This window comes from Actinomadura sp. HBU206391 (assembly GCF_014323665.1).
In the GTDB taxonomy this organism is placed as follows: domain Bacteria; phylum Actinomycetota; class Actinomycetes; order Streptosporangiales; family Streptosporangiaceae; genus Actinomadura_C.
On record NZ_JABVEB010000035.1, the window covers coordinates 1 to 11,913 of the forward strand.

Annotated in this window: 8 protein-coding genes; 4 read left to right on the top strand and 4 right to left on the bottom strand. The window is 70.5% G+C overall.

What is annotated here, in order from left to right; translation table 11 throughout:
• The 4 genes from HKK72_RS14285 to mfd all read right to left on the bottom strand — a co-directional run.
• On the bottom strand, positions 1-776 hold a 776-nt coding region (locus tag HKK72_RS14285), incomplete at its 3' end, for a biosynthetic peptidoglycan transglycosylase (RefSeq protein WP_315987243.1).
• 33 nt (positions 777-809) lie between these two features.
• Positions 810-1,772 carry a MazG family protein gene (locus HKK72_RS14290; RefSeq protein WP_187234833.1) on the bottom strand — a complete coding sequence of 321 codons (963 nt, stop codon included), beginning with the start codon at positions 1,770-1,772 and terminating at the stop codon, positions 810-812.
• Between the two features lie 2 nt (positions 1,773-1,774).
• Positions 1,775-2,422 (bottom strand): SurA N-terminal domain-containing protein, encoded by a 648-nt coding sequence (locus tag HKK72_RS14295; RefSeq protein ID WP_187234834.1) that lies wholly within the window; start codon positions 2,420-2,422, stop codon positions 1,775-1,777.
• 84 nt (positions 2,423-2,506) lie between these two features.
• On the bottom strand, positions 2,507-6,055 hold the full coding sequence (gene mfd, locus HKK72_RS14300) for a transcription-repair coupling factor (protein ID WP_187234835.1): 3,549 nt from the start codon (positions 6,053-6,055) through the stop codon (positions 2,507-2,509).
• A 337-nt stretch (positions 6,056-6,392) separates the two neighbouring features.
• On the opposite strand from mfd, the gene HKK72_RS14305 reads away from it, so the two are divergent.
• The 4 genes from HKK72_RS14305 (at position 6,393) to HKK72_RS14320 (ending at position 11,820) form a co-directional block, all read left to right on the top strand.
• Entirely contained in the window at positions 6,393-7,214 is an 822-nt protein-coding gene (locus HKK72_RS14305) for a class I SAM-dependent methyltransferase (protein WP_315987244.1), read from the top strand.
• A gap of 126 nt (positions 7,215-7,340) precedes the next feature.
• Complete coding sequence (gene cysC, locus HKK72_RS14310; RefSeq protein ID WP_187234837.1) at positions 7,341-8,951, top strand: adenylyl-sulfate kinase; 1,611 nt, start codon at positions 7,341-7,343, stop codon at positions 8,949-8,951.
• A 296-nt stretch (positions 8,952-9,247) separates the two neighbouring features.
• The gene (locus tag HKK72_RS14315) at positions 9,248-10,516 is read left to right on the top strand and encodes a delta-60 repeat domain-containing protein (protein WP_187234838.1); all 1,269 of its coding nucleotides are present in this window, start codon (positions 9,248-9,250) and stop codon (positions 10,514-10,516) included.
• A gap of 152 nt (positions 10,517-10,668) precedes the next feature.
• Positions 10,669-11,820 carry a hypothetical protein gene (locus tag HKK72_RS14320; protein ID WP_187234839.1) on the top strand — a complete coding sequence of 384 codons (1,152 nt, stop codon included), beginning with the start codon at positions 10,669-10,671 and terminating at the stop codon, positions 11,818-11,820.
• Positions 11,821-11,913 lie beyond the last annotated feature (93 nt).

Genomic DNA, 11,913 nt, shown 5'->3' on the forward strand with positions numbered 1-11,913 from the left:
CGGGTCAGCACGACATCGCGGCGCGTACGCGCGGCCTTGGGGTGCAGCCGGGGGTTGTAGGCGTGCGGATACCGCACCAGCCCGGCCAGCGTCGCCGCCTCACGGAGGTTGAGCTTCGCGGCTCCCTTGGAGAAGTAGTGCCGGGCCGCCGCCTCGATGCCGTACGCCCCGTCGCCGAAGTAGGCGATGTTGAGGTAGTTCTGCAGGATCTGGTCCTTCGACAGCCGCCGCTCGAGCGCGACCGCGTAGCGCAGTTCCCGCACCTTGCGGGCGGGCGTGACCTCCAGTGCCGCCCGCCGTTCCTCATCGGTCGTGGCCTGCTCGAACAGCAGATTCTTGACGTACTGCTGGGTGATGCCCGAGCCGCCCTGCGTGACGCGGCCCGCCTGTGCGTTCTGCACCAGTGCGCGCAGCGTGCCCTGCGAGTCGAGCGCCCCGTGCTCGTAGAACCGGCTGTCCTCGACCGCCAGGACGGCCTGCCGCACGATCGGGGCGACCTGGTCGAGCCGCACCTCCACCCGGTTCTCGAAGAAGAACGTCGCCAGGGTGGAGCCGTCGGCGGCGAGGATCTTCGATCGCTGGGGCAGCGCCGGCGTCTCCAGATCGTCCGGGATGTTCTGGAACCAGCGGGCGCCGTCGCGCGCGCCGAGGCCCGTCGTGCAGGCAACTGGCAGCAGCATCAGCGCGACCAGTACGCCGGCGACGGAGCCCATCCCCGCAAGACGGCTCAGGGCGCGCAGTGACGCTCCTGCCCGTGCCTCCCCGCGTGACACCACAGGGTAAGCCTAGAGCGCAGAGATCTCGCCGCCCTAACGATCCTGTTCCCACTCTTGGACACGGTCACGGAAACGCCTGGCGATGTCGCGCAGGTCCGCCTCCGCGTCGTGCCCCTCCGCGCGCGCCCTCGCGACGAGCGCGAACAGGTCGGCGCCGAGGCCCTCGCCGAGGTCGGCGGCCAGTTCCTCGGGCGCGCCGGCGCGTGCGGCGCGCCGCTGCAGCTGGGCCGCGAGCGACAGCGCGGGCTGACCCATCGGGACGCCGTCGAGGATCGAGTGGTCCTCGCTCTTCTCCGCCCGCTCGGCCGCCTTGATCTGCTCCCAGTTGGCGTTGACCTCGTCGGCGTCGGCCACCGTCACGTCGCCGAACACGTGCGGGTGGCGCCGCATGAGTTTGTCGACGATGCCGCCCGCCACGTCGTCGATCGTGAAGCGCGTGTCGTCGGAGCGCTCCGAGGCCACGACCGAGTGGAAGGCGACCTGCATCAGCACGTCGCCGAGCTCTTCGCGCAGCCCGTGCAGGTCCCCGCTCTCGACCGTGTCGAGCACCTCGTAGGACTCCTCGAGGAGGTAGGGAACGAGCGACGCGTGCGTCTGTTCCCTGTCCCACGGGCACTCGCGGCGCAGCGTGTCCATCACCGTCACCAGGTCGAGCAGCCTGGCGCCGGGCAGATCGTAGGAGGCGTGCAGCACTTCGATGTCCACGGTCTCGGCACCGCCCGACACGACCAGCGTGCCGATCTCGCGGAGCAGCCGCTCGTCCCCGTCGGGGGCGGCCACCCAGACGACCGTGCCGGATCGCGCCGCCTCGATCAGCGTGCGTGGATCGGCCGGCACGACCTCGACCGGCACGCCCGCCTCACGCAGATAGGGCAGCTGCGGGTGATCCTCTGAGCCCACGAGGACCCGAGAGGCCGACCGCAGGGTCTGCCAGGCCGGCCAGGTGAGCACGCCGGGCGCCACCCGGTGGGTCGTGGCGAGCATGACCAGAGCCATGGTCAGCGAATGTCCGTACCGTTCTTGGACAGCGTATGGACCATCGGGGCGATCCCTCCCTGTCGCGGGTCGAACGACCCGTACCGCGGGTTGATCTTGATCTTGAGCGTCTTGGCCGCGCTCAGGTACGTCTCCTGCAGCCGGCGCAGGGCCTCCTGCTGCTGTTGCTGGTTCGCCTGCGGCTGGGCGCCCACGGTCGCGCCCGCCTGCTGGGCGACGGCCTGGAGGATGAGGCCCGAGCGCACGAAGTCACGGCTGTAGCGGACCGGCAGCGAGCCCGCGAGCAGGTTCGCGTGGATCACGCGATCGCCGCCGTTGCGGGCGATCATCTCGTCCACCTGGCCGCGGCCGACCGTGATGTTCTTGTCCTTCGCCACCTGGTCCCACACCCGTATCTCGATGAGCTGGTAGAGCGCGCTGCGGATCGGTGAGTCGGGGTCGAACGGGATCTGCTGACCCTGCTGCTGCAACCGCTGCTGGAGCTGCCCGGCGTCGGGGTTCGCGGCGAACTCGCGCTGCCAGTCGTCGACGACCGATTCGAGCTGCGAGACCGTGATGCGCTGGTCGCCGACGGTCGCGGCGGCGCCCAGCTTCACCGGCTGGCAGGCGGTCAGCGTGACTCCGGCCAGAACGGCCGCGGCGGCGGCCACAGCTTTGCAGGATGTACGGAACACGAGCTTCCAATCACGTCCGTGACCAATGATCACAGTTCGGCACGATCAGCGGTCGGCAGTCTAGTTTCCAGATTTGACCGGTTCGAGCAGCAGGGCCTCCACCAGGTCGGTGCACCATGCCAGAAGCTCCTGGTCGCGGAGCGGGCGGCCGCCGAGCGGAGCCGTCTTGGGTGTCGGCACCAGCAGGGTCCGCTGAGCGGATTTGAGCAGGCTCTTCGGGTACAGCCGTTGCAACCGTACCTGCTTGGAGTCGGGCAGCTCGACCGGGGCGAACTTGATGTGGTTGCCCTGAAGCGTCACGTCGGTGAGACCGGCCCGACGTGCCTTGGCGCGGAACCTCGCCACTTCGAGCAGGTTGAGCACGGCCACCGGGAGCGGTCCGAACCGGTCCTTCAGCTCCTCGTGCACCGCGGCGATCTCGTCGGCCGACTCGATGCCGGCGATGCGCCGGTAGGCCTCCAGCCGCAGCCGCTCCCCCGGCACGTACCCATGCGGCACGTGCGCGTCGATCGGCAGCTCGACCTTCACCTCGGCCGTCTCGGCCGGGCCCTCGTGGCGCAGCTCACGGACCGCCTCGCCCACCATGCGGACGTAGAGGTCGAAACCGACGCCCGCGACGTGGCCGGACTGCTCGGCGCCGAGGATGTTGCCGGCACCGCGGATCTCCAGGTCCTTCATCGCGACGAACATCCCGGCGCCCATCTCGGTGTGCTGGGCGATGGTCGCCAGCCGCTCGTGAGCGGTCTCGCTCAGCGGCACCTCCGGCGGGTAGAGGAAGTAGGAGTAGGCCCGCTCACGCCCGCGACCCACCCGCCCGCGCAACTGGTGCAGCTGTGACAGGCCGTACATGTCCGCCCGGTCGACGATCAAGGTGTTGGCGTTGGGGATGTCGAGCCCGCTCTCCACGATGGTCGTGGCGACGAGCACGTCGTAGCTCTTCTCCCAGAAGTCCACCATGACCTGCTCGAGCTGCTGCTCGTTCATCTGCCCGTGGGCCGTCGCGATGCGCGCCTCGGGCACGAGCTCGCGCAGCGTCTGCGCGACCCGGTCGATGGACCGCACCCGGTTGTGCACGAAGAAGACCTGGCCCTCACGGAGCAGCTCGCGCCGGATCGCCGCGGCGATCTGCTTCTCATCGTAGGGACCGACGAACGTCAGGACGGGATGGCGCTCCTCGGGCGGCGTCAGGATCGTGGACATCTCGCGGATGCCGGTCAACCCCATCTCCAGCGTCCGCGGGATCGGCGTGGCCGACATGGCGAGCACGTCCACCTGGGTGCGCAGCCGCTTGAGCTCCTCCTTGTGCTCAACGCCGAACCGCTGCTCCTCGTCGATGATGACCAGGCCGAGGGACTTGAACCTGCTCTGCGACGACAACAGCCGGTGCGTGCCGATCACGACGTCGACGGTGCCCTCGGCCGCGCCGCGCAGCGTCTCGGCCACCTCGGCGTCGGTCTGGAACCGCGACACCGGCTTGACCACGACCGGGAAGGCGTTGAACCGCTCGCTGAACGTCGACATGTGCTGCTGCACGAGCAGCGTCGTCGGCACGAGCACCGCCACCTGCTTGCCGTCCTGCGCCGCCTTGAACGCGGCCCGCACCGCGATCTCGGTCTTGCCGTACCCGACGTCGCCGCAGATCAGCCGGTCCATCGGCACCGGCTTCTCCATGTCGCGCTTGACCTCTTCGATCGCGCCGAGCTGGTCGGGCGTCTCGACATAGGGGAAGGCGTCCTCGAGCTCGCGCTGCCACGGCGTGTCCGCGCCGAACGCGATGCCGGGCGAGGCCATCCGGGCCGAGTAGAGCCGGATCAGCTCGCCGGCGATCTGCTTGACCGCCTTGCGCGCGCGCCCCTTGGCCTTCTGCCAGTCCGCGCCGCCGAGCCGGTGCAGCGACGGCGACTCGCCGCCGACATAGCGGGTGATCTCCTCGAGCTGGTCGGTCGGCACGAAGAGCCGGTCGCCCTTGGCGTACTCGATGATCAGGTACTCGCGGGTGGCGCCCTGCACCGTACGGCTGACCATCTCCACATAGCGCCCGACGCCGTGCTGTTCGTGCACCACGTAGTCGCCGGTGCGCAGTTGCAGCGGGTCGATGCCGCCCCGGCGCCGGGACGGCATCCGCCGCATGTCCTTGGTGGAGGACTTCTGCCCGGACAGATCGGTCTCGGTGAGCACCGCCAGCTTGACGGCGTCCCAGACGAAGCCGTTCTCCAGCCGTCCCGTGGCGACGTGCACGATCGACGGCTCGGGCGGCCCCGGCAGCCCGCCCAGCCGCGCGCCCAGCCCCTCCTCGCGGACGACCTCGGCGAGCCGCTCGGCCGGGCCGTGGCCCTCGGTGAGCAGAACGACGTGCCATCCGTCGTGGATCCACTGTTTGACGTCGGTCATCACCCTGCCGGTGTCGCCGCGGTAGGCCTCGGCCGCGTGCGCACCGATGACCGCCACGAGATCGGACCCGCCGGTCTCGTCGGCCGCCTGCTCCTCGTCTGCGGGCCCGAACGGCGTGACGTTCCACCACGGGAGGTCCAGCTCGGCGGCGCGCTCGCGGATCTCCTCCAGGCTCTTGTACGCCGCCGCGCCGAGGTCGATCGGCGCCTCTCCGCCGGCCGCCGCGTTGACCCACGACGCCTCCAGGAACTCCTGGCTGGTCCGTACGAGCTCGATCGCGCGGGAACGGAGCCGCTCAGGGTCGCAGACGAGGACGTATGAGCCCTTCGGCATCAGGTCGAGCAGCAGTTCCATGTGGTCGGCGAGGACCGGAGAGAAGGCCTCCATGCCCTCGACCGTGTCGCCGTCGGCCAGCCGGCCGAGGATGTCGACCAGGGACGGGTGCTCGTCGGCGAGCCGTTTGGCGCGTTCCCGTACCTCCGGGGTCAGCAGCAGCTCGCGGCAGGGCGGCGCCCACAGGCCGTCCTGCGCCACCTCCAGGGACCGCTGGTCGGCCGCTTTGAAGTAGCGGATCTCCTCGATCGTGTCGCCCCAGAACTCCACCCGCAGCGGGTGCTCCTCGGTGGGCGGGAACACGTCGAGTATCCCCCCGCGCACGGCGATCTCGCCGCGCTTCTCCACGAGGTCGACCCGGTGATAGCCCCCGTCGACCAGCCGCCCCACCACGTCGTCGAGCCCCGTCTCGTCTCCCGTCCGCAGCCGCACCGGTTCGAGGTCGCCGAGGCCGGACACGATCGGCTGCAGGACGGCCCGCACCGGGGTGACCACGACCCGCAGCGGACCGGCGGCGGGGTCGGCGGGGTCGGGGTTGGCGAGCCGGCGCAGCACCGCCAGGCGCTGCCCGACCGTGTCGGAGCGCGGCGACAGCCGCTCGTGCGGCAGCGTCTCCCAGGCCGGAAAGTGCGCGACGGCGGCGGGGTCGAGCAGGCTGGTGAGGGCGGCGGTCAGATCCTCGGCCTCGCGGCCGGTCGCGGTCACGGCGAGCACTGTGCCCTCCGTGCCGGCGATCTCGGTGGCCAGCGCGGCGGCCAGCATCGGCCGCAGCGACGTCGGGGCGACGAGGTCGTAGGTGGTGACCGGCCCGCCGCGCGCGGCGTCGAGCGCACGCCGCAGGGCGGGGTCGGATCGGGTGAGATCGAGAAGTCCGGAGAGCGTCATTTCAGCCAAGAATATTTCTGCCGAGGTCAGGCGGGGGCATCGCGCCGGGTCGGTGCAGCCCGAACCGCCCGGGAACGTGATGGACCCGGGGATCGTCACCAGCCTACGCGGCCCGCCCACGGCCCCGGTCGCCGTTCCCGTCGCCCGCCGGATCCCCCTCGCGCCGCCCGGCCGATTCCCCAGGCGGGCGCCCGCCGGACCGCCTTTCGACCCGCCCTGCGGATACCTTCGAATCACCCTGCGAATCGCCCTGCGAATCGGCCCTGGCACGCCCATAAGACACGTCAAGGACCCGCAAATGACGGACACTCCGCTGTCGCCTGGCTACGCTGCGTCCGTGACCGATCTGCGTACGCCGCCGGTCAACGACGGCGAGTCAACCGGGCCCCGCCACCCGATCCAGCTGTTCTCCCTGCGCGCGCGTGAATACGCCTACCACAAGCCCCTGCAGACCATCCAGGTGCTCGAGGCGGGCTGCGGCTGGGGGCACGGGCTCGATCTCGGTGCGAAGGAGTGCCACGTCACCGGTGTCGACGTCGACACCCCGGCGGTCCGCGCGCACACCAGCGGCCGCGCCGATCTCGACGCCTGGCACCTCGGCGATCTGCGCACCGTCCCCATGCCACCGCGCATGTACGACATCGTGCACGCCCACTTCCTCATCGAACGGGTGGCGCACGCGGAACTGGTGCTCGACCGGTTCGTCGCCGCGCTGAAGCCCGGCGGGCTGCTGCTCGTACGGTTCCGCGATCGCGAGACCGCCTACGGCTTCGTCGACCGCGCGCTGCCGGGCTGGCTGCGTGCCCTCGCGTGGCAGGTGATGTCCCGGCGCACGGGCGACCCGGGCGACGACGACCCCGGCCGCCGGCCGGACGCTCCGGAGAGGTGGCTCGGCCCGGAGGGCACGCCGCCGCCCGCGGTCTACGAGACGATCGCGTCCCTCAGCGGCATGCAGTGGTACTGCGTGATGCGCGGCCTCATGATCGCCGAGGAGTACACCTCCGTCGACGCGATGGCCGCCTTCGGCCGCTGGAGCCACCTTGTCAACGGTGTCTGCCGGGCGGTGGCGGGGCTGTCCCGAGGACGGCTGACCGCTGAGCACAGCGAGGTCACGCTGGTCATCCGCAAGCCGGAGAACCGCCTCGCCCGCGTCATCTGAAACTTCCTGAGATCACGGGCTTTGGGGCAGGACCCTCCCATTGTGTTCCCCGGATGTGCACCTCGGCCTGACCAGCATTAACGTTTGGAAGGCTGGATCCGTGCGCTGATCTGAGCGGAGAGTCATGTGACCGCCGAACACAACTTTTCCGACCTGCCGACGTGGGCGCCCGACTTCGCCGAGCTGGCCGACCTCGAGCTGCTGCTGTCCGGGGCCTTCACTCCGCTGACCGGCTTCCTCGGCTCGATCGACACCGCCGCGGTGATCGCCGGCGGCCGGCTCGCCGACGGCACGCCGTGGCCGGTCCCCGTCGTGCTCACGGTGCCGGAGGAGCTCACCAAGGAGGACCGGCTCGTCCTGCAGGACCCGGAGGGCCTGCCGCTCGCCGTGCTGCGCGTCACCGAGGCCTGGCAGGACTCCGCCACCGGCACGCACCGGCTGGCCGGCCCGGTCGAGCCGCTCGGCGCCCCGGCGCACGGCCCGTTCCGCGGTCTGCGCCACCGGCCCGGCGACCCCAGGCTCATCGCCGAGGCCGCGCCGGGGCCCGCGACCGAGAGCGCCGAGGGCTCCAGGGCGCCGTCCGAGACCGGCGTGGTGCTCGCGGTGGCCACCCGCGAGCCGCTGCACCGCCGTCAGCTCGGCCAGCTCAAGCAGGTCACCGAGAAGCTCGCGGCGGGAGCGGGGCTGCGTCCCCCGGCCGGCCCGGAGGCCGTGCGGATCCTCGTGCTGGCGCTCATGTCCGACGAGCACGACGACGCGCTCGTGCGCTCGCTGCTGGCGGTCCGCCGCGAACTGCCGGAGGGCGCCCTCATCGTCCCGGTGCCGCTGACCAGGCGCACTGATCCCGTACGCGACCTGCTCTTGCGCTCGCACGTGGCCAAGGCGTACGGCGCCACGCACCTGTTCGGCGACCCGGCCGAGGTGGCCGAGGCCGCCGGCCCGCACCAGGGCGCCGGGCTCGCCGCCGAGACGCACGGCACGGCCGTCCCGCTGATCGTGCCCGAGCCGTGGGCCTACGACGCCGACGTCGAGGTGTGGCGCCCGGTCGCCAAGATCGAGGCCGATCACGCCAGGGTCGAGCTCACCCGGGCCGACATCGACGAGATGCTCGACCGGGGCGACCCGATCCCCGAGTGGTTCACGCCGCCCGCCGTCGCGGCCGAGCTCGCCGCCGCCCGGCCGCCACGCCACCGCAGAGGTGTCACGGTGTTCTTCACCGGTCTGTCCGGCTCGGGCAAGTCGACGATCGCGCGCGGGCTCGCCGACGCGCTCATCGAGCACACCTCCCGTACGGTCAGCCTGCTCGACGGCGATGTCGTCCGCAGGCTGCTGTCGGCCGGCCTGACGTTCTCGAAGACCGACCGTGACCTCAACATCCGCCGGATCGGCTATGTCGCCGCCGAGGTGACCCGTCATGGTGGCGTGGCCGTCTGCGCGCCCATCGCGCCCTACGCCGCGACGCGGGCCGAGGTACGGCGCATGGTCTCGGCAGCCGGAGACTTCGTGCTGATCCACGTGGCCACCCCCCTGGCGGAGTGCGAGCGGCGCGATCGCAAGGGTCTCTACGCCAAGGCACGCGCTGGACTCGTTCCCGAGTTCACCGGGATCTCCGACCCGTACGAGGAGCCGGACGACGCCGACCTCGTGCTCGACACCTCTCAGCTCACGCCGGACGAGGCGGTGAGGGCCGTTCTCGACCTTCTGGAGGCGGGCGGCTGGGTCCGGCCGATCTCCTGATCGCACCCTCCTGACCTGCCCCTTGAGCGCGCCCTCCTGAGCGCACGGGGGTCATCGCCGCGACGGCATTCGACGTCGCGGAACGGCGTTGTTTCCTGCTTCGTTTCCTGCTTCGTTTCCTTCTTCGTCATAAAGCCGTACCGCCCTGGCAGTGCGGCGTTCTCGCCGAATATGCACGCGCGGACAGGCACCCGAGGCGGCCAACATCTCGATCGCGCAAACGCACCTCGGACCCCGCCGGATATGTGCCATCATCATGCGGAACTCTTGCCAGTCGTATCTTAAGGAACCACAACATGCGCCGACGTTTCATCGCGGTGTCGACCGCGGTCCTGGCCTGCACAATGAGCCTTGCCCCCGCAGCCAGCGCGGATCTCAAGCAGACCAAGGTGGTGTCGACCAACCCGGCGAACACGACTCCGCATGTGCTCGACGGCACCGTCCGGGCGATCGCCGTCGTCGGCACGAAAGTCGTGGTCGGTGGCAACTTCGAGAAAGTGCGCGAGGCCGGCACGGGCAAGCCGACGATCGCGCGGCACAACATCTTCGCCTTCGACTCGAAGACCGGGAAGGTCGACACGACCTTCAAGCCGAAGGTCGACGGCACCGTGTACGCCCTGGAGACGGGCCCGTCCAACACCGTCTACGCCGGCGGTGCGTTCGCCAACGTGAACGGCGTCGCCCTGGGGGCGCTCACCCAGCTGTCGGTGCCCGCGGGCACCGCGGTCGCCAAGTTCAAGGCGCGCGTCGGCGGCGGCCTGGTCTTCACGATGGTGCGGCGCAACACGCGCATCTACATCGGCGGCAAGTTCACCAAGGTGGCCGGCCAGGCCCGCACCGGCCTGGCCAGGATCGACGGCACCAGCGGGGCACCGGACGCCAACTTCAACCTGAGCGTGAGCATGCCGCGCGCCGGTGAGCTGAAGGTCTTCGAGCTGGCGGTGAACCCGCAGGACACCCGGCTGGTGATCAACGGAACCTTCACCATGGTCGCCGGCACCCGCCGCTACCAGATCGCCATGATCGATACCACCAAGACGCCCGCCGCGCTGACCAGCTGGTCGACGGAGCGCTACGCCTCCCCCTGCAACATCAACTCCTTCGACACCTACATGCGGGGCATGGACTTCGCCCCTGACGGTTCCTACTTCGTGGTGGTCACCACGGGCGGCCCCTTCGGCACCACGCAGCTGTGCGACAGCGCCGCCCGGTGGGAGACGAACAAGACCGGCGCCGGCCAGCAGCCGACCTGGGTGAACTACACCGGCGGCGACACGCTCCTGTCGGTGTCGGTCACCGGGGCGGCGGTCTACGTCGCCGGCCACCAGCGCTGGCAGGACAACCCGCAGGGCAAGGACAAGGCGGGGCCGGGCGCGGTCTCGCGCGAGGGCATCGCCGCCCTCAACCCGGTCGGGGGCAAGGCCCTGGCCTGGAACCCGACCCGCTCCCGCGGACACGGCGTCGAGGCGCTCGTCGCCACGTCGACCGGACTGTGGGTCGGCAGCGACACCGACCAGCTCGGCAAGGAGTACCACGGCAGGGTCGGGTTCTTCCCGCTCTCCTGAACCGCGACGCCCGAGCCGCGGCCGATTCAGCCGCAGCCGATCGGGCCATGACCGACGAGGTGGCCACCGAGTTAACTCGGTGGCCACTCGCGTTTCACCAGATTGTCGATCCGAGTGGCCTAGTGGTCGCGGCAAAACTATGATTCACCGCCATGACTGCCCCAAGGAACCCCCGCCGATCGGCACCGAAGAGCCGTAAGTGGCTCTGGGGAGGCATCGCCGCGGCGGGCGGGCTGGCCTGTGCACTGGCCATCGGGGTCGCCGTCGTCGATACCGGCTCGCCCAGCGCGGCCGCCGATCCCATCGAATCCGGCTCGCAGGCCGCGAACGCGCAGGACGGCAAGGGCGGCGAGCCCGCCGCGAAGCCGCGCAAGTGCACCGTCTCGGCGCTGCTCGTACCCTCGTGCGGCGCGTGGTGGGGGGTGACGCCGGGCGCGTTCAGCGGGCAGCGTCCGCAGCGGGCCCTCAGTAACTTCGAGCGGCGGACCGGCCGGACCGTCGACATCTTCCACTATTTCCACAAGGGCAAGCAGTTCTTCCCCACCCCCACCGAGATCGCCATAGCCCGCGAGCCGGGCAAGAACCGCAAGCTGCTGCTGAACTGGAAGCCCGACGACGGCGAGTCGTGGGCCAAGGTCGCGAACGGCTCCATGGACGCGCACATCGACCAGCTGTCCGCGTACATCAAGGCCAACTACCGCGAGCGGTTCTGGCTGGTCCTGCACCACGAGCCCGAGGAAGAGGTGAAGCTGCAGCCCGGCTCCGGCTACACCCCGGCCGACTACAGCCGGATGTTCCGGCACGTCGTGCAGCGCTTCCGCAAGAACGGCGTGAAGAACGCGCTGTTCACGGTGGCCTACCGCGGCTACTCGAACTGGACCATCAAGCCGTGGTTCATGCAGCTCTACCCCGGCGCGGACGTCGTCGACTGGGTGGCGTTCGATCCCTATGTCAAGGGCCCGCAGACACCCGACTTCGCTTCGCTCATCGACAAGGCCGCGCCGCTCGAGCACGACCAGGGCTACCCCGGCTTCTACACCTGGTCGCAGACCCGAATGCCCGGGAAGCCGTTGATGATCGCTGAATGGGGGATTCTGAACGACAAGACCACCCCCGAGGAACGGGTCGCCTTCTTCCGCAGCGTGGGCAGCCAGATCAAGGACTTCCCGCGGCTCAAGGCGCTGGTGTACTTCGAGGCGCCGCACGGCGGCCTTGGCGACTCGCAGGTCCACACCGACCCGGCCACCCTGAGGGCCTTCCGTCAGCTGAGCCGCCAACGGGACTTCAGGCCTACGGCGAGGTGACGCGATGGGGCCGGCCCTCCGCCCTCTGCGGCGCGGTGAGACCGGCTCCGGCGGAGGGCCGACCGGCCCAGGGCGACCCCGGGCCGGTCGGGC

What these genes read in the sequence shown, in the direction of transcription:
- HKK72_RS14290 (WP_187234833.1), bottom strand. Translation starts at nt 1,772, where the DNA reads ATGGCTCTGGTCATGCTCGCCACGACCCACCGGGTGGCGCCCGGCGTG.
- mfd (WP_187234835.1), bottom strand. Translation starts at nt 6,055, where the DNA reads ATGACGCTCTCCGGACTTCTCGATCTCACCCGATCCGACCCCGCCCTG.
- HKK72_RS14315 (WP_187234838.1), top strand. Translation starts at nt 9,248, where the DNA reads ATGCGCCGACGTTTCATCGCGGTGTCGACCGCGGTCCTGGCCTGCACA.
- HKK72_RS14320 (WP_187234839.1), top strand. Translation starts at nt 10,669, where the DNA reads ATGACTGCCCCAAGGAACCCCCGCCGATCGGCACCGAAGAGCCGTAAG.